This window comes from Helicobacter pylori, from assembly GCF_016755635.1.
Taxonomy (GTDB): Bacteria; Campylobacterota; Campylobacteria; order Campylobacterales; family Helicobacteraceae; genus Helicobacter; species Helicobacter pylori_CQ.
The window spans coordinates 107,343-126,305 of record NZ_CP051500.1 but is presented as its reverse complement, the minus strand read 5'-3'; the positions used below and the strand labels follow the sequence as shown (position 1 = coordinate 126,305).

The 18,963-nt window shown below is 40.6% G+C and carries 15 protein-coding genes; 10 read left to right on the top strand and 5 right to left on the bottom strand.

Annotated elements, in window-relative coordinates:
* Nucleotides 1–221: 221 nt before the first annotated feature.
* On the top strand, nt 222–2,660 hold the full coding sequence (gene ppsA / locus HG567_RS00580; RefSeq protein WP_202139783.1) for a pyruvate, water dikinase: 2,439 nt from the start codon (nt 222–224) through the stop codon (nt 2,658–2,660).
* Between the two features lie 99 nt (nt 2,661–2,759).
* Nucleotides 2,760–3,839, top strand: a complete 1,080-nt coding sequence (locus HG567_RS00575; protein ID WP_202163845.1) for a DUF874 family protein — start codon at nt 2,760–2,762, stop codon at nt 3,837–3,839.
* Nucleotides 3,840–3,980: 141 nt separating this feature from the next.
* Here HG567_RS00575 and HG567_RS00570 read toward each other — a convergent pair whose 3' ends face one another.
* Nucleotides 3,981–4,907 (bottom strand): radical SAM protein, encoded by a 927-nt coding sequence (locus HG567_RS00570; RefSeq protein ID WP_202139781.1) that lies wholly within the window; start codon nt 4,905–4,907, stop codon nt 3,981–3,983.
* A complete protein-coding gene (gene topA, locus HG567_RS00565) occupies nt 4,900–7,110 on the bottom strand; it encodes a type I DNA topoisomerase (RefSeq protein WP_202163844.1) in 2,211 nt (736 codons plus the stop codon). The genes HG567_RS00570 and topA overlap by 8 nt, the downstream gene beginning before the upstream one ends.
* 165 nt (nt 7,111–7,275) lie before the next feature.
* Here topA and HG567_RS00560 point away from each other — a divergent pair, with 165 nt between their 5' ends.
* Both HG567_RS00560 and HG567_RS00555 read left to right on the top strand, forming a co-directional pair.
* Complete coding sequence (locus tag HG567_RS00560; RefSeq protein WP_000010011.1) at nt 7,276–8,820, top strand: flagellin B; 1,545 nt, start codon at nt 7,276–7,278, stop codon at nt 8,818–8,820.
* A 47-nt stretch (nt 8,821–8,867) separates the two neighbouring features.
* Nucleotides 8,868–10,751 carry a motility associated factor glycosyltransferase family protein gene (locus HG567_RS00555; protein ID WP_202163843.1) on the top strand — a complete coding sequence of 628 codons (1,884 nt, stop codon included), beginning with the start codon at nt 8,868–8,870 and terminating at the stop codon, nt 10,749–10,751.
* An 8-nt stretch (nt 10,752–10,759) separates the two neighbouring features.
* Here the strand turns inward: HG567_RS00555 and HG567_RS00550 are convergent, their stop codons facing one another.
* The gene (locus HG567_RS00550; RefSeq protein WP_202139778.1) at nt 10,760–11,056 is read right to left on the bottom strand and encodes a hypothetical protein; all 297 of its coding nucleotides are present in this window, start codon (nt 11,054–11,056) and stop codon (nt 10,760–10,762) included.
* A 20-nt stretch (nt 11,057–11,076) separates the two neighbouring features.
* A complete protein-coding gene (locus tag HG567_RS00545) occupies nt 11,077–11,715 on the bottom strand; it encodes a class II aldolase and adducin N-terminal domain-containing protein (protein ID WP_194149202.1) in 639 nt (212 codons plus the stop codon).
* Between the two features lie 382 nt (nt 11,716–12,097).
* Between HG567_RS00545 and HG567_RS00540 the strand changes: the two genes are divergently transcribed.
* From HG567_RS00540 to dnaK, 3 genes are read left to right on the top strand one after another with little or no spacing between them, the layout of a single operon-like run.
* Nucleotides 12,098–12,928 (top strand): HrcA family transcriptional regulator, encoded by an 831-nt coding sequence (locus HG567_RS00540; protein ID WP_202140211.1) that lies wholly within the window; start codon nt 12,098–12,100, stop codon nt 12,926–12,928.
* Nucleotides 12,928–13,488, top strand: coding sequence for a nucleotide exchange factor GrpE (gene grpE / locus HG567_RS00535; RefSeq protein ID WP_202139777.1), 561 nt, complete (start codon nt 12,928–12,930; stop codon nt 13,486–13,488). Before HG567_RS00540 ends, grpE begins: the two co-directional genes overlap by 1 nt.
* Nucleotides 13,489–13,517: 29 nt before the next feature.
* Nucleotides 13,518–15,380 carry a molecular chaperone DnaK gene (dnaK, locus tag HG567_RS00530; RefSeq protein WP_202163842.1) on the top strand — a complete coding sequence of 621 codons (1,863 nt, stop codon included), beginning with the start codon at nt 13,518–13,520 and terminating at the stop codon, nt 15,378–15,380.
* A 239-nt stretch (nt 15,381–15,619) separates the two neighbouring features.
* On the opposite strand, the gene HG567_RS00525 is transcribed toward dnaK, so the two are convergent.
* The gene (locus HG567_RS00525) at nt 15,620–16,198 is read right to left on the bottom strand and encodes a hypothetical protein (RefSeq protein ID WP_202139775.1); all 579 of its coding nucleotides are present in this window, start codon (nt 16,196–16,198) and stop codon (nt 15,620–15,622) included.
* Between the two features lie 118 nt (nt 16,199–16,316).
* On the opposite strand from HG567_RS00525, the gene HG567_RS00520 reads away from it, so the two are divergent.
* From HG567_RS00520 to HG567_RS00510, 3 genes are read left to right on the top strand one after another with little or no spacing between them, the layout of a single operon-like run.
* On the top strand, nt 16,317–17,234 hold the full coding sequence (locus tag HG567_RS00520) for an O-acetylserine-dependent cystathionine beta-synthase (protein ID WP_202139774.1): 918 nt from the start codon (nt 16,317–16,319) through the stop codon (nt 17,232–17,234).
* Nucleotides 17,235–17,258: 24 nt separating this feature from the next.
* Entirely contained in the window at nt 17,259–18,401 is a 1,143-nt protein-coding gene (locus HG567_RS00515; RefSeq protein WP_202139773.1) for a cystathionine gamma-synthase, read from the top strand.
* Nucleotides 18,402–18,438: 37 nt separating this feature from the next.
* Nucleotides 18,439–18,897 carry an S-ribosylhomocysteine lyase gene (locus HG567_RS00510; RefSeq protein ID WP_000783576.1) on the top strand — a complete coding sequence of 153 codons (459 nt, stop codon included), beginning with the start codon at nt 18,439–18,441 and terminating at the stop codon, nt 18,895–18,897.
* Nucleotides 18,898–18,963: the final 66 nt, after the last annotated feature.

Here is an 18,963-nt window from a genome sequence, read left to right as displayed (position 1 = left end):
AAAACAAATTCAACAATAACCGCCTATACAAAACCACCCTTTCTATATTCAAAAATACCTAACTAACCGCCTATTATACAATAAAATCATAAATCAAAAAGAATACACCCCTATTAGAAAGCTTAGAATACAAACTAGCTAAAACTAAAGCTCTATCATGCTATCATTCATTAATTAGATTTTTGTTTTAAAAGACTTAATGATAATTTTAAGGGAGTTTTGTGCGATATATCAAGTTTTTCAAAGAGTTGAACAATAAGAATGTGAATCTGGTTGGGGGCAAGAACGCTAGCATTGGTGAAATGTTTCAAGAACTAGTGCCAATTGGGATTAAAGTGCCTGATGGCTTTGCGATCACGAGCGAAGCGTATTGGTATCTTTTAGAGCAAGGGGGGGCTAAACAAAAAATCATAGAGCTTTTAGAAAATGTTGATGCCACCGAAATTGATGTGTTGAAAATCCGCTCCAAACAAATCAGAGAGCTTATTTTTGGCACGCCTTTTCCTAGCGATTTGAGAGATGAGATTTTTCAAGCTTATGAAATTTTAAGCCAGCAATACCACATGAAAGAAGCCGATGTGGCTGTAAGGAGCTCCGCTACTGCAGAAGATTTGCCGGACGCTTCTTTTGCCGGACAGCAAGACACTTATTTAAACATTAAGGGTAAAACAGAATTGATCCACTATATCAAATCCTGTTTAGCGTCGCTTTTTACCGACAGAGCGATTAGCTATAGAGCGAGTCGTGGGTTTGATCATTTAAAAGTCGCCCTGAGCGTGGGGGTGCAAAAAATGGTGCGAGCGGATAAAGGCAGCGCGGGCGTGATGTTTTCTATTGACACTGAAACCGGTTTTAAAGACGCGGTGTTTATCACTTCAGCGTGGGGGTTAGGCGAAAATGTGGTGGGCGGCACGATAAACCCCGATGAATTTTATGTGTTTAAGCCCACTTTAGAGCAAAACAAACGCCCCATTATCAAACGCCAACTCGGCAATAAAACGCAAAAAATGGTCTATGCCCCAAGAGGTAGCGAACACCCCACCAGAAATATTAAAACCACCAAAAAAGAATGGCAATCCTTTTCATTGAGCGATGAAGACGTGCTGATTTTAGCCAAATACGCCATTGAAATTGAAAAACATTACTCTAAAGAAGCCAAACAATACCGCCCTATGGATATAGAATGGGCTAAAGATGGCGAGAGCGGGGAAATCTTTATCGTTCAAGCACGCCCAGAAACCGTTCAAAGCCAAAAAAGTAAAGAAGAAAATCAAGTCTTTGAAAAATTCAAATTCAAAAACCCTAACGAAAAAAAAGAGATTATCTTACAAGGCAGAGCGATTGGGAGTAAAATCGGCTCAGGGAAAGTGCGTATCATCAATGATTTGGAGCATATGAATTCTTTTAAAGAGGGCGAAATTTTAGTTACCGATAACACCGACCCAGATTGGGAGCCTTGCATGAAAAAAGCGAGCGCGGTTATCACTAATCGTGGAGGGCGCACTTGCCATGCGGCGATTGTGGCGAGAGAAATTGGCGTGCCAGCCATTGTTGGGGTGAGCGGGGCGACTGATAGCCTTTATACCGGCATGGAAATCACGGTTTCTTGCGCTGAGGGCGAAGAGGGCTATGTGTATGCAGGCATTTATGAGCATGAAATTGAAAGGGTGGAGCTTTCTAACATGCAAGAAACGCAAACAAAAATTTACATCAATATTGGAAACCCTGAAAAAGCCTTTGGCTTTTCTCAACTCCCTAATCACGGCGTAGGGTTAGCCAGAATGGAAATGATTATTTTAAATCAAATCAAAGCCCACCCTTTAGCATTAGTGGATTTGCACCACAAAAAAAGCGTGAAAGAAAAAAATGAAATTGAAAACCTCATGGCAGGCTATGCTAACCCTAAAGATTTTTTTGTGAAAAAAATCGCTGAAGGCATTGGCATGATCAGTGCGGCGTTTTACCCTAAACCTGTCATTGTAAGGACTAGCGATTTCAAATCCAACGAATACATGCGCATGCTTGGCGGCTCTAGCTATGAGCCTAATGAAGAAAACCCCATGCTTGGATATAGAGGGGCTAGTCGGTATTATTCAGAAAGCTATAATGAAGCGTTTTCATGGGAGTGCGAAGCCTTAGCGTTGGTGAGGGAAGAAATGGGATTAACCAACATGAAAGTGATGATCCCTTTTTTACGCACCATTGAAGAAGGTAAAAAAGTCCTAGAGATCTTAAGAAAAAACAATTTAGAATCCGGTAAAAACGGGCTTGAAATCTATATCATGTGTGAATTACCCGTGAATGTCATTTTGGCTGATGATTTCTTAAGCTTGTTTGATGGCTTTTCTATTGGCTCTAATGATTTAACCCAGCTCACTTTAGGCGTGGATAGAGACAGCGAATTAGTCAGCCATGTCTTTGATGAAAGGAATGAAGCGATGCTAAGAATGTTTAAAAAAGCGATTGAAGCTTGTAAAAGGCACAACAAATATTGCGGGATTTGTGGGCAAGCCCCAAGCGATTACCCTGAAGTAACAGAGTTTTTAGTCAAAGAGGGCATCACTTCCATTTCTTTAAACCCTGATAGCGTGATCCCCACTTGGAACGCTGTAGCCAAGTTAGAAAAAGAGTTGAAAGAGCATGGCTTAACTGCGCGTTGATAATAAATGGGTTGATCTAACTTGAGTGGATTTTTTCGTATTAGTTTCCATAGATTTAATTTTGATGGGTAAGATTGTTTTTTGAAAAAAAGGGTGGTAATGAAATCAGTAAAAATAGGAAAAACAAATAAAGTCGGTAAGAACACAGAGATGGCTAACACAAAGACAAATAAAGGGACTTATTTTAAAGGATCAGATCAAATTGGTGGGATTTTTACAAAAATTGCAAAGAAAGTTAGAGAATTTGTAAAAAAACATCCCAAGAAAAGCAATGCGGCATTAGTAGTATTAACCCATGTTGCATGCAAGAGAGCAAAAGAATTAGACGATAAAGTCCAAGATAAATCCAAACAAGCTGAAAAAGAGAATAAAATCAATTGGTGGAAATATTCAGGATTAACAATAGCGACAAGTTTCTTATTAGCCGCTTGTAGTGTTGGTGATACTGATAAACAAATAGAACTAGAACAAGAAAAGCAAAAGGCAAACAAGAATGGGATAGAGTTAGAACAAGAAAGACAAAAGACAGAACAAGAAAAACAAAAGGCGAACAAGAGTGGGATAGAGTTAGAACAAGAAAGACAAAAGACAGAACAAGAAAAACAAAAGACCATTAAAACACAGAAAGATTTCATTAAAGACCTAGAACAAAATTGCGAAGAAAAACATGGTCAATTCTTTATTAAAAAAGCAAGAATTAAAGATAGTATTGCTATAGAAGTAGAAGCTGAATGCAAAACCCCTAAACCCACAAAAACAAACCAAACCCCTATCCAGCCAAAACACCTTCCAAACTCTAAACAACCCCACTCTCAAAGAGGATCAAAAGCGCAAGAGCTTATAGCTTATTTGCAAAAAGAGCTAGAATCTCTGCCCTATTCACAAAAAGCTATCGCTAAACAAGTGAATTTTTATAGACCAAGTTCTATCGCCTATTTAGAACTAGACCCTAGAGATTTTAATGTTACAGAAGAATGGCAAAACGAAAATCTAAAAATACGCTCTAAAGCTCAAGCTAAAATGCTTGAAATGAGAAACCCACAAGCCAACCTTTCATCCTTTCAAAGCTTTTCAATCATTCAAAACATCGTTGCTGATATTAATAAAGAAATAGAAGCAGCGGCTAATACTGAAAAAAAAGCAGAAAAAGCGGGTTATGGTTATAGTAAAAGGATGTAGCGATTAAAAACATTACACCAAGTTTTTAATGATCTGTCGGCTTTTGATTTTTTATGGTATTGTGGCGTTATTTGGTAATAAAAGAGAACCTTATTTAAAAGCTTAAGCTCCCTAAAGTAAGGTAAAACTTACAAATGGAGGTTAAAACGCGCAATAAAACTCCAAAGAGCCGACTCTTTTAATCGTAATTTGTTGATGGTTTAATAAAGTTTCTAAATGCTTAAAAGCGTTAGAATCCAGTATTAAGGGGGCTTCTTCTGCACTTAAAGGGCGCCTGGAAATTAAAGCGAGCAATTCGTCTATACCGCAAGAAATCAATTTTTTAGCTTGAGTAATGGATCGTTTAGGCAAACTCACGCAAAGCCCTTCAAAAAATAAAGAGCATTTTAATAATTCATCTTCGCTCAATTTAGGGGCTTTAAAGCTTGAGGGTCTGTCTATGGTGCTTAAATCCACTCTGGCTATATTGATTTGTTTTAAAAAGGCAGCGATGAGTTTTAAGTTGTTCGCGCTATCATTCACGCCCTTAATCAACAGCACTTCAGCCACCAGTTGCCCTTGATAGATTTGAGAAAAGCTCAAAATCCCCTCTAAAATCTTGTTAATGTCTTTAGAATAGGGCTTATCCACTCTTTCAAAGGCTTTCAAATCAATAGCGTCTAAAGAAAATTTAACGATGTCAAATTCCTTTAAGGCTTGCTGGACTTTTGGCTCATAAAAGAGCGAGCCGTTGCTTAAAATCAAAGTTTTAACGCCCTTTAAAAAAGGCTTGACGCTTTGGATAAGCTCTAATAAATGAGGGTATAGAGTGGGTTCGCCATTAGCGGTAATGGTTAAAACATCAATGGGGATGGTGAGATTGTTTAGGGCGTTTTGAATGGCGTTAATCAAGGTTTCTACTTTTATCACTTCTTCCATGCGTTCAATGGGCTTGGCTTTACCCAACTCGCAATAAATGCAATTGTAATTGCATTGTTTTTTAGAGGGCGATAAATCCACGCCCAAAGACTTCCCAAAACGCCTGGATAAAACAGGCCCAAAAACGACAGGCGGATTTTCTTTAGCCATTCTCTTCCTCTAAAAACACACGCTCTTTGCATTTAATGCATTCATGCACCTTTTTTTTGCGATAGATTCTTTCACTCATTAAATAATGGCACTTCTCGCAACGCTTGTTGATGGGCTTATGGTTGGATAAAAAATTGCATTTAGGGTAATTGTTACAGCCATAAAACGAGCCTTTCCTGCTCCTTTTTAAGGCAATATCCCCCCCGCATTCTGGGCATTTCACGCCTTCTATTGTTTCTTTGGCGTTAGGGGTGTTTTTTAGCGATTTGGTGTTTTTGCATTCAGGATAGTTGTTGCAAGCCAAAAACGCCCCATTTCTGCTGAATTTTTGCACCATTTCCCCTCCGCATTTTTCGCACAATTCTTGATTGGCTCCATCGTGAGCGTTTTCAGTCTGTTTGACATATTTGCATTTAGGGTAATTATTGCAAGCGATAAACTCCCCATAACGGCTATTCTTTTTGACTAATTCCCCCCCGCATTTAGGGCATGATTGGCCGGTTTTTTCATGCACTTTCTGAGAGATGATATTCTTTTTCCCGGCTTCAATTTTATCCATAAAAGGGTAGTAAAAGTCCTTTAAGACTTGCTGGTAGTCGGCTTTATTTTGAGCGATATTATCAAGCTCTTCTTCTAAAGAAGCGCTGAATTTGGAATCCACGATTTCTTCAAAATGCTTTTCTAAAATTTCTATCACTTTAAAAGCGCTCTCTAAAGCGCTGATCTGCTTTTTTTCTACCTTGATGTAGTCTCTGTTTTGCAAAAGGGAAATCGTTGGGGCGTAGGTGCTGGGCCTGCCTATGCCTAAACTTTCTAAAACTTTAATCAAACTCGCTTCTGAATAGCGTGCCGGAGGCTCTGTAACATGGGCGTTGCTCTCTAGTTTTTCTAATTTAATGGGGTCATTTTCTTTCAAATTGGGGAGCAATTTGTCCTTATCGTCATTGCCTAAAATTTTATAATAACCATCAAAAAGGAGTTTTCTGCCACTCGCTTTAAACTCGCCTTTTTCGCAAGCCACAACCACGCTTTGGCTTTCAAAAAGAGCGTCTTGCATTTGAGAAGCTAAAAAGCGTTTGTAAATTAAGGTATAGAGCTTTAATTCTTCAGGCTTAAGGTAGTCTTTTAAAGCGTTTGGCTCTAAAATAATAGAAGTGGGCCTGATCGCTTCATGGGCTTCTTGGGCGTTTTTATTCTTGCTGGAATAGACTTTGGCTTTAGGGGGTAGGTAGTCTTTGCCATAGTCTTTTAAAATCTTAGCCCTCGCTTCTTCTAAAGCCTCTTTAGCGATATTCAAGCTATCAGTCCTCATGTAAGTGATCACGCCCATAACGCCTTGCGGGGTGGCTACGCCTTCATATAATTTTTGAGCGATACTCATGGTTTTTGTAGGCGAAAAGCCTAAAAGACTGGAAGCGCTTTGCTGTAAAGTGGAAGTCATGAAAGGGGGCGGTGTGGGGGATTTTTTAGATTTTTTAACGATACTAGAGATAGTGTAGCTTTCTTTTTCTAATTCGTTTTTAATTTCTTTGGCTTTTTTTTCATCAATGAGTTCTTGGGCTTTGAGTTTGTTGCCCTTATAGCTGATGAGTTGCGCTTCTAAATGCGGCTCAAAGTAAGCGTCTAGCGTGAAGTAGGTTAAAGGCTTAAAGGCTTTGATTTCCCTTTCTCTATCAATCACAAGCTTTAAAGCCGCGCTTTGCACCCGCCCAGCGCTCAAGCCTTTAGTGATCTTTGATGCAATCAATGAGCTGAGCTTGAAACCCACGATTCGATCTAAAAAACGCCTGGCTTGTTGGGCATTGACCTTAGACATGTCAATTTGTCGTGGGGTTTTTAGAGCGTTTAAAATCGCATTTTGCGTGATCTCATGAAAAACAATCCTAGGATAGCTCTCCAATTTCCCCCCAATCAAGCATGCCACATGATAGCCTATCGCTTCCCCTTCTCTGTCTTCATCAGTAGCGATATAAGTAATAGATGCTTTTTTAGAAAGCTCTATGATTTGTTTGACAAGTTCTTTATGATCTTTATCCACGACATAATTAGGAGTGAAGCCGGTTTCATCAATCTTAATGCCTAAAGCGAATTTGGATAAATCCCTAACATGCCCTTTAGAGGCGATAACTTCATAATTTTTATCCAAAAAATTTTTAATGGTTTTGGCTTTTGCGGGGGATTCTACAATAATAAGGTGCTTCATGGAACGCCTTTAATAAAATGTTTATACCTATTAATAAATGATTGTAGCATAGAATTTTGACTAAACGCCCTATTAAACCATAAAAACTATAACGGCGCTAAAAATCAAAGAGTTGGAACACCCTTTGCTTGATTAACAGCAAATATCTATGCAAAGGATGCAAACATGAGTTTTAGGATAAATACCAATATCGCCGCTTTAACTTCTCATGCGGTAGGGGTTCAAAACAACAGAGACCTTTCAAGCTCGCTTGAAAAGTTAAGCTCAGGGCTTAGGATCAATAAAGCCGCTGACGATTCTAGTGGGATGGCGATCGCTGATAGCTTAAGGAGTCAAAGTGCGAATTTGGGTCAAGCGATCCGCAACGCTAATGACGCTATTGGTATGGTTCAAACCGCTGATAAAGCGATGGATGAGCAAATCAAAATCTTAGACACCATTAAAACCAAAGCCGTTCAAGCCGCTCAAGATGGGCAAACTTTAGAAAGCCGAAGAGCGCTCCAAAGCGATATTCAAAGGTTGTTAGAAGAACTAGACAATATCGCTAACACCACAAGCTTTAACGGCCAACAAATGCTTTCAGGAAGTTTTTCTAACAAAGAATTTCAAATCGGCGCGTATTCTAACACCACGGTTAAGGCGTCTATTGGCTCAACGAGCTCAGATAAGATTGGGCATGTGCGCATGGAAACCTCTTCTTTTAGCGGTGCAGGCATGCTCGCTAGTGCGGCGGCGCAAAACTTGACTGAAGTGGGATTGAATTTCAAACAAGTCAATGGCGTGAATGATTATAAGATTGAAACCGTGCGTATTTCTACAAGCGCTGGCACTGGGATTGGGGCGTTAAGCGAAATCATCAACCGCTTTTCTAACACCTTAGGCGTTAGGGCGTCTTATAATGTCATGGCTACCGGTGGCACTCCTGTGCAATCAGGAACTGTGAGGGAGCTTACCATTAATGGCGTAGAAATTGGGACCGTGAATGATGTGCATAAAAACGACGCTGACGGGAGATTGACTAATGCCATTAACTCCGTCAAAGATCGCACCGGCGTGGAAGCGAGCTTGGATATTCAAGGGCGCATTAATTTGCACTCCATTGACGGGCGCGCGATCTCAGTGCATGCAGCGAGCGCGAGCGGTCAGGTTTTTGGGGGAGGGAATTTTGCAGGGATTTCTGGGACACAGCATGCGGTTATTGGGCGCTTAACCTTGACTAGGACCGACGCTAGAGACATCATTGTGAGCGGTGTGAATTTTAGCCATGTGGGCTTTCATTCCGCTCAAGGGGTGGCAGAATACACCGTGAATTTGAGAGCGGTTAGGGGCATTTTTGATGCGAATGTGGCTTCCGCAGCTGGAGCGAACGCTAATGGCGCGCAAGCGGAAACCAATTCTCAAGGTATAGGGGCTGGGGTAACAAGCCTTAAAGGGGCGATGATTGTGATGGATATGGCGGATTCAGCGCGCACGCAATTAGACAAGATCCGATCGGATATGGGTTCGGTGCAAATGGAATTGGTTACCACCATTAATAATATTTCTGTAACCCAAGTGAATGTTAAAGCGGCTGAATCTCAAATCAGAGATGTGGATTTTGCTGAAGAGAGCGCGAACTTTTCTAAATACAATATTTTGGCGCAAAGCGGGAGTTTTGCTATGGCGCAAGCGAATGCGGTGCAACAAAATGTCTTAAGGCTTTTACAATAACAACCCTTGATTCAAAGGGGCGTTAGCCCTTTTTATAAGTTGGAACGATGGATATTTATCAAAAAAACTTACAAGCTCTTTTCAAAAAAGACCCTCTCTTATTCGCAAAGCTCAAAGCCATTAAAGAAAACAAAAAATACGAAGTGTTTTTAGGGAATGATAGCGCGAATTTCAACCTTTTAGATAAAGAAACAAACACCCCCTTATTTGAAAAAAGCCCGCTAGATTCAAGCTTAGAGCTATACAAAAATAGCGAAATTCACATGCTTTATCCTTATTTGTATTATTTTGGCTTGGGTAATGGGGTGTTTTATCGCTTGCTTTTAGGTAATGGCAATTTAAAACGCTTGGTGGTCATTGAGCCTGAAATAGAAATTATTTTCATCGTGCTGAATCTTTTGGATTTTTCCACTGAGATTTTAGAAAATCGTTTGATTTTATTGCATGCAAGTTTTTGCAATTACAACATGATCGCTTCATTATTTGATATGGATAAAAAGTCTCGTTTATACGCAAGAATGTATGATTTAAAACTTTTTAACGCTTATTATGAACGATATTCTGATCAAATGATAGAAATCAACCAGCATTTCACGCGCGCTTTAGAGCATGGCGCTATTAGCGTGGGCAATGACGCTAAAGACGCGCTCATAGGCATCAAACAACATGCCGCTAATTTGCCTGAAGTCATCAAAAGCCCTAGTTTAGTGGATTTTGTGAACGCTTTAAAAAACAGAGATACCGCTATTATTGTTTCAACCGGGCCTAGTTTAAATAAGCAACTCCCCCTTTTAAAAGAAATCGCTCCTTATGCGACGCTTTTTTGCATAGACGCTTCTTTCCCTATTTTGGCTAAAGCCGGTATCAAGCCTGATATTGTGCTGTCTTTAGAAAGGGTGGATTTGACGGCGAAATTTTACGAAGAAACCCCCTTAGATTTTCAAGAAGGCGTTATTTTTGCTCTGACTTCCATTGTGCATAAACGATTGATTAAAGCGGTTAAAAAGGGGGTTAAGCAATTCAGCTTCCGCCCCTTTGGTTATACTAACCTTTTTGATTTGCACCAGTATGGTTATGTGGGCATAGGCATGAGTGCAGCGAACATGGCGTATGAATTAGTGGTGCATTCTCGTTTCAAAAGATGCGTGTTTATCGGGCAAGATTTGAGCTTTTCACAAAGCGGTAACAGCCACGCTAGTGGGGCGATTTATGGCGATAGAGAGATCAAGCCTAAAAAGGATAAAGACAAGATCTTTATAGAAAAATACGGAGGTAATGGGAAAGTAGAGACCACTTTAGTGTGGAAACTTTTCTTAGAATTTTTTGAAAAAGATATTTTTAACACGCCCTATAAATTAGAAGTCATTAACGCTACTGAAGGGGGGGCTAGGATTAAAGGGACTAAAGAAATGCCTTTTAAAGAAGTGTGCGAAAAAATAGACAAATCCAAGCCAAAGCCTCCTATCAATCTTATTTATCCCACCCAATCAGAACAGGCTAAAAATTTAAAGATCGCCAAGCAAAAATGCGAAGAAATCATCAAATACGCCAATGAGAAAAAAACGCAAGTTGAAGAAGCGTTTTTAAAGGTGGCAGAATTTTTAGAAAAAGTGGAAAAGCTTCATGAAGAAAAAAAATTAGACGAGTTGGATTTTAAAGCATTAGAAAATTTGAGCGCTGAAATTGACAACGTTAAAGAGCTTTTTGATGACAAGCGATTCAATTCGTATTTCATGGATGCGATACAATCTTACATTTTCCACCAGGAATTGCATATCGCTGAAATCGTGTGTAAAAAAACGAATAATGAAGACGAATTAAGGGCTAAGCAATTAGAATACATTTACGCGCACAAATACTGGCTTTTTAGTTTAGCGGGTGGGATGGATTGCGTGATAGAAGCGATCAAAATGGCTTTGAAGGAATGGTGAACCCCTTTTTAAGCGTATGTGTCTAGGCTGGAATAAATTTCAGGGGTATTTTCGCCATCAGCAAGGCTTTTTTCAACTTGGGATTTATCTTTAATCTCGCCGTCGTTATTGATAGCGTTTAAAGCTTGTAACCTGTCAAAATCAGGGGCGTTTGGCGTATTATCTTGGCTGAAACCATCTTGAATACTGCTTTGTTGTAAATCCTGCTCTGCTTGATTCCTGTCCTTTATGGTTGCGTCATTATTGATATTGTTCAAGGTTTGGAGCTGTGTGAAATTAGGGGTGTAATGGGTGTTGATGGTCATGTTTTATCCTTTTTAGCTTTTTACACGCTCAATCGTGGATCATCATTATAGCAATAATCCATTAAATCGCCCAATCGTAAAACCTTGCATGAGTTTTCAATCAAATCAAAAACTTCCATGAGTTTAGAAAGCTCTCTGTGGTAGGCAAAAATCCCACACCCCTTAATGAAAACAAAATATTTTTTGCTCTCTTGCAGTTGGCGTAAAATCTCTGTATCCGCTCTTTCTTGCCAGCTGTCATAGTCTTTGGGGTTAAAAATGGCGATTTCTTCGCCCAAAGAACGATACCCTAAATAATCCCTAGGGAGCAATCGGTTATGGCGCAAGGAATACGCTAGGCTATAAGGAGGGCGCGCGTAAGCGATGAATTTAGCGTCCAAAAACTCCCGATACACGCTCGCATGAATGGGCGAATCCAGGCTCGCTTCTTTCCAGCGGTAATCTATTTTGTCATGCAAGACCAGTAAGGTGTTTTCATTCAATTGATCAAAAACAGCGTTTCTTTTATTGATCACAAATTGATTGGTGCCAATACGCGCCGAAATGGAGCCTTGATAAAGCCCAAAAAAACCCTTTCTAAACATGGATAATGAAATGCTTTTGAGCGAATAAATCAGATTGCTGTCAATGCCTCTTGTGTGTGTGTTCATGTTTAGCATGATAACAAGTTTTTTTAATAAAAGATAGATAATAAAATAGTAAAGAGCTTGCGTCAAGCAAGCGATAACTTTACTAAAAAAGCGGTCTTGGGGGTTAGGGGGATTTTAAGGGGGGTTGTAGGGGGAGAGTTATTTCAAAATACCCCCCTATCCCCTTAAGAGAATGAGTTTCATTATAAAACAAAAAGGATTATCCATATTTAAATGAGATCAGATCTAAATTAAATCAACTCTATAAAAAATCCTAATTTAATGCTAGTAAATAAATTTAGTGATACAGACTAAACTTTAAAGAAAAATCAGGTAATTTTTATCACTTTTTCAAAACAAGTGATAGATTATTAACTTTTTGTGCTATAATGCGAAGGTTCTTTCATCAAGAATGGTGATTGACGAGATTTTTCAAATAATGATGTTAAGAAGAATTAAAGTAGGTTCTGATTTGAATAAGAAAGAGAGTTTGTTAGATGCGTTTGTTAAAACCTATCTGCAGATTTTAGAACCCATTAGCTCTAAACGCTTGAAAGAGTTGGCAAACTTGAAAATATCTTGCGCGACGATCAGGAATTATTTTCAAATCCTTTCTAAAGAAGGCATGCTCTATCAAGCCCATTCTAGCGGCGCTAGATTGCCTACTTTTAAGGCGTTTGAAAACTATTGGCACAAGTCGTTGCGCTTTGAAGTTTTAAAGGTGAATGAAAAACGCTTAAAAAGTGCAAGTGAAAATTTTGGGCTTTTCACGCTGTTAAAAAAACCCAGTTTGGAGCGTTTAGAAAGAGTCATTGAATGCGAAAAACGCTTTTTGATTTTGGATTTTTTGGCGTTTTCTTGCGCGCTGGGTTACAGCGTTAAAATGGAGAAGTTTTTATTAGAGCTTGTGGGCAAAAGCGTTAAAGAAGTGCGCTCAATCGCTGCTTCTGTCAATGCGTTGAGTTTGGCCAGGCAATTAGAGCGTTTGGAGTATTCCAGCACACAAATCACACGCTTTAATCTGATGGGGTTAAAAACGCTTTTAAACAGCCCTTTATTTTTTGACATTTTAGGGGGTAAGGTTTTGGAGCGTTTCAAAAAGGGGTTGCATTTTATAGAGCCTGATTGCATGCTAGTAACACGCCCTATAGAATTTCAAAACAAGCGGATGCAACTGCTTTGCGTGGGGAAACTAGAATGCGATTATGAAGGGTTTTTTCAAACGATTTCTAAGGAGGAATAATGAAAGATGAACACAACCAAGAACACGATTTAAGCCCAAAAGAGCTAGAGTCTTGTGAAAATTCTTGCACTTGTGAAAGCAAAAAGCAAGAAGCGGGCGAAAAAGAAGGCGAGATCAGGGAAGATTTTGAGCTTAAATATAAAGAAATGCACGAAAAATACTTGAGAGTGCATGCGGATTTTGAAAACGTGAAAAAGCGCTTAGAAAGAGACAAGAGCATGGCGTTAGAGTATGCGTATGAAAAAATCGCATTGGATCTATTGCCAGTGATTGATGCGCTTCTTGGGGCTCATAGAAGCGCTTTAGAAGTGGATAAAGAGAGCGCTTTAACCAAGGGCTTGGAGCTTACGATGGAAAAGTTGCATGAAGTTTTGGCAAGGCATGGCATTGAGGGGATTGAATGCTTAGAAGAATTTGATCCCCATTTCCACAATGCGATCATGCAAGTCAAAAGCGAAGAAAAAGAAAATGGGAAAATCGTGCAGGTTTTGCAACAAGGTTACAAGTATAAGGGTAGGGTTTTGAGGCCGGCAATGGTGAGCATTGCTAAAAACGATTAAAACATTTATTTTAAAAGAAAGGATAACGCATGGGAAAAGTTATTGGAATTGATTTAGGGACAACCAACTCCGCAATGGCGGTTTATGAAGGCAATGAATCAAAGATTATTGCGAATAAAGAGGGTAAAAACACCACTCCTTCTATTGTAGCCTTTACGGATAAGGGCGAGATTTTAGTGGGCGAGAGCGCCAAAAGACAAGCGGTAACCAACCCAGAAAAAACCATTTATTCTATTAAAAGAATCATGGGCTTGATGTTTAATGAAGATAAGGCTAAAGAAGCTGAAAAACGCTTGCCTTATAAGATTGTGGATAGGAATGGGGCTTGCGCGATTGAGATTTCGGGTAAAGTTTATACCCCTCAAGAAATTTCAGCCAAAATTTTAATGAAGCTCAAAGAAGACGCTGAAAGTTATTTAGGCGAGAGCGTTACGGAAGCGGTGATCACGGTTCCGGCTTATTTTAACGACAGCCAAAGGAAAGCGACTAAAGAAGCCGGCACGATTGCAGGGCTTAACGTTTTAAGGATCATCAATGAGCCTACCAGCGCGGCGTTAGCTTACGGCTTGGATAAAAAAGAGAGCGAAAAAATCATGGTTTATGATTTGGGTGGGGGGACTTTTGATGTTACCGTTTTAGAAACAGGCGATAATGTCGTAGAAGTTTTAGCCACAGGGGGCGATGCGTTTTTAGGGGGCGATGATTTTGACAATCGTGTGATTGATTTCTTAGCGGCTGAGTTTAAAAGCGAAACGGGCATTGAGATTAAAAACGATGTGATGGCGTTGCAACGCCTGAAAGAAGCGGCTGAAAACGCTAAAAAAGAACTGAGCTCTGCGATGGAGACTGAAATCAATTTGCCCTTTATCACCGCGGACGCTACCGGGCCTAAACACTTGGTTAAAAAACTCACTAGGGCTAAATTTGAAAGCTTGACAGAAGATCTCATGGAAGAAACGATTTCTAAAATTGAAAGCGTGATCAAGGACGCAGGGCTAACCAAAAATGAGATTTCAGAAGTGGTGATGGTGGGAGGCTCTACTCGTATCCCTAAAGTCCAAGAAAGGGTGAAAGCGTTTATTAATAAAGATTTGAATAAAAGCGTCAATCCCGATGAAGTCGTAGCTGTGGGCGCAAGCATTCAAGGGGGCGTGTTAAAAGGCGATGTGAAAGATGTGCTTTTATTAGACGTTACGCCTTTAAGCCTTGGGATTGAAACTTTAGGGGGCGTGATGACTAAAGTGATTGATAGAGGCACGACTATCCCGGCGAAAAAATCTCAAGTGTTTTCAACCGCTGAAGACAACCAACCCGCTGTGTCCATTATGGTTTTACAGGGCGAAAGGGAATTGGCAAGGGATAATAAATCGTTGGGTAAATTTGATTTGCAAGGCATCGCTCCCGCTCCAAGAGGCGTGCCGCAAATTGAAGTAACCTTTGATATTGACGCTAACGGGATTTTAACCGTGTCAGCGCAAGATAAAAATACCGGTAAAAGCCAAGAGATTAAAATTTCTGGCTCTAGCGGGTTGTCTGATAGCGAAATTGAAAAAATGGTTAAAGACGCTGAATTGCACAAAGAAGAAGACGCTAGGAAAAAAGAAGTGATTGAAGCGAGAAACCATGCCGATAGTTTGGCGCACCAAACCCAAAAGAGCCTTGATGAGCATAAAACGAATTTGAATGAAAGCGACGCTAACGAGATCCAAAACGCCATTAACGCCCTTAAAGAGTGCGTCAAAAACGATAACGCTACTAAAGCTGAGCTTGAAGACAAGACAAAAACATTAGCGCAAGCGGCTCAAAAATTAGGCGAAGCTATGGCGAATAAAAACAACGCTGAACAGCCTAAGAAAAAAGACGACGATGTAATTGATGCGGAAGTGGAGTGAAATTTAAACGCACTTAAAAACTTCTTTCAAGCGGGCGGTTTTAATCAAAACCTGCTTGCTTTTCTCATTTTCATCAATGGGATACTGATTGCAAAATCTAAAAAATAGCGTTTTTTAATCCAAATATCAAAGCTTGATTGTAACCAAACGATAGCTTTTTTAAGGTTTAGCTTAAAAGCGTTGGTGGATTTTAGGGAAATCCCTTATGAGAGAGTTCCTTTTTGGTATGGGGGTGTTTCTCAATGGCTCGCGCTAGATGGCTCTAATTCAAAAAACGCAGTGGGGATTTGATTAAATTCATTAACAAGGTGTAAAAAATAGTCGGTAATGTTTTCAAGATCGGCTTCTAAATCGTCATAACTCTCTTGATAATAAGCGTCTCCATCAGGATCAATGATTTTGTCATACGTCAAGCATTTTTGACACTCTTTTTCCCCATTCTCCTCTATGGATCGACCTATACAGAGACAAAACTTTTCTGCATCGTTCTTCCAATAGTAAGCAAACCAGAGGTAAAAACCTTTTTTTGGGGTTGGTTTCTCACCATTGACAAACCCTTCCCCTAAAATATCCTGACGGCAAAAAGCGATGGATGGCTTATGGGATAAGTTCCCAGAGCCAAGACTGATTTTACACGCATAACCCCATGATGCTAAAAACTTGTTCAGCTCTCTTTGGTATGAAGCCCACTTTGGTATCTTTGGGGTTTTGCCTGTTTGCTTTTCCTCTTGCATTTTAGCGTCAATTAACGCTACAAACTCTCTTAACAAGTCTTGAAACGCTTTTCTTTGCTCTTCATTCCATTCTATCGTTTTCATGAAAGCTCCTTGATCGATCTTAATAAGCCAACATTTTACCCTTAATTTTACTCCATTTAATGAGTTTAGGCATAATCGCTAAAATTGAGTTATCGTTATCTTTATTATAGGAGGAATAATGATCCTTACCGCAATGCAAGACGCCATAGGCCGCACTCCCGTTTTTAAATTCACTAACAAGGATTACCCCATTCCGTTAAATTCCGCCATTTACGCTAAACTAGAGCATCTAAACCCGGGAGGGAGCGTTAAAGATCGCTTAGGCCAATACCTTATAGAAGAAGGGTTTAAAACGGGCAAAATCACTTCTAAAACAACCATCATTGAGCCTACCGCAGGCAATACCGGCATCGCTCTAGCCTTAGTGGCAATCAAGCACCATCTCAAAACCATCTTTGTTGTCCCGGAAAAATTCAGCACAGAAAAACAGCAAATCATGAGAGCTTTGGGGGCTTTAGTGATCAACACGCCTACTAGCGAGGGGATTTCTGGCGCCATTAAAAAAAGTAAAGAATTAGCCGAAAGTATCCCTGATAGCTATTTGCCCTTGCAATTTGAAAACCCTGATAATCCCGCCGCTTACTACCACACCCTAGCCCCTGAGATTGTCCAAGAATTAGGCACAAACCTTACGAGCTTTGTAGCCGGGATAGGGAGTGGTGGCACTTTTGCAGGCATGGCTAAGTATTTGAAAGAACGCATCCCTAACATTCGCTTGATTGGGGTGGAGCCGGAGGGTTCTATTTTGAATGGGGGCGAGCCTGGGCCTCATGAGATTGAGGGCATTGGCGTGGAGTTCATCCCTCCTTTTTTTGCAAACTTGGATATTGATGGCTTTGAAACGATCTCAGATGAAGAGGGTTTTAGCTACACTAGGAAATTAGCTAAGAAAAACGGCTTATTAGTGGGGAGCTCTAGCGGGGCAGTTTTCGCGGCAGCGCTGAAAGAAGCGCAACGCCTCCCCGAAGGCAGCCAGGTTTTAACCATTTTCCCGGATGTTGCCGATCGTTATCTTTCTAAAGGTATTTATTTATAAAAATTCAATAAAAAAGGAAAAACCATGCGCATGCAAACCAAATTAATCCATGGGGGTATTAGCGAGGATACGACAACGGGGGCGGTGAGCGTGCCTATTTATCAGACTTCCACCTACCGCCAAGACGCCATAGGCCGCCACAAGGGCTATGAATACTCTCGCTCAGGCAACCCCACGCGCTTTGCTTTAGAAGAGCTCATCGCCGATTTAGAAGGGGGGGTTAAGGGGTTCGCCTTCGCTTCTGGTTTAGCCGGAATCCACGCCGTCTTTTCCCTCTTGCAATCAGGCGATCATGTGTTATTGGGCGATGATGTTTATGGGGGGACTTTTCGTTTGTTTAACAAAGTGCTTGTCAAAAACGGGCTTTCTTGCACCATTATAGACACTAGCGACATATCCCAAATTAAAAAGGCTATCAAGCAAAACACCAAAGCCCTTTATTTAGAAACCCCTAGTAACCCCTTGCTTAAAATCACGGATTTAGCGCAATGCGCTAGTGTCGCTAAAGATCATCATTTGCTCACTATCGTGGATAACACCTTTGCCACCCCCTATTGCCAAAACCCGCTTCTTTTAGGGGCGGACATTGTGGTGCATAGCGGCACAAAATACTTAGGCGGGCATAGCGATGTGGTCGCCGGGCTTGTAACCACTAATAATGAAGCGCTAGCCCAAGAGATCGCTTTTTTCCAAAACGCTATCGGTGGGGTTTTAGGCCCTCAAGACAGCTGGCTGTTGCAAAGAGGGATTAAAACGCTAGGATTACGCATGGAGGCCCATCAAAAAAACGCTCTTTGCGTGGCTGAATTTTTAGAAAAACACCCTAAAGTAGAAAAGGTTTATTACCCGGGTCTTCCCACTCACCCCCAACACGAGCTAGCCAAAAAACAGATGCGTGGCTTTAGCGGAATGCTCTCTTTTACCCTCAAAAATGACAGCGAGGCGACTGCTTTTGTAGAAAGCCTTAAGTTATTCATTTTAGGCGAGAGCTTAGGCGGGGTGGAAAGTTTGGTGGGGATTCCGGCATTTATGACCCATGCGTGTATCCCTAAAGAACAACGAGAAGCTGCAGGGATTAGAGATGGCTTGGTGCGCTTGTCTGTGGGGATTGAGCATGAACAGGATTTGTTAGAAGATTTAGAGCAAGCGTTCGCTAAAATAGGCTAAAGTTTCATTACAATTTATGAATGAAGGAGTTAAAAACATGAAAATGAATGTAGAGAGTTTCAATTTGGATCACACCAAAGTCAAAGCCCCTTATGTGCGTGTCGCTGATCGCAAAAAGGGTGCTAATGGGGATGTGATTGTCAAATACGATGTGCGCTTCAAGCAGCCCAATAAGGATCACATGGACATGCCTAGCCTACACTCTTTAGAGCATTTAGTCGCTGAGATCATCCGCAACCATGCCAGTTATGTCGTGGATTGGTCGCCTATGGGTTGCCAAACAGGGTTTTATCTCACGGTGTTAAACCATGACAATTATACAGAGATTTTAGAGGTTTTAGAAAAGACGATGCAAGACGTGTTAAAGGCTAAAGAAGTGCCTGCCAGCAATGAAAAGCAATGCGGTTGGGCGGCTAACCACACTTTAGAAGGCGCACAGAATTTAGCACGCGCTTTTTTAGACAAACGCGCTGAATGGTCTGAAGTGGGGGTTTGATGAATGGGGGGAATGATTTTACTCCCCTATCCCCTTACCCATTTTGCCCATTTAGGCGTTACATTC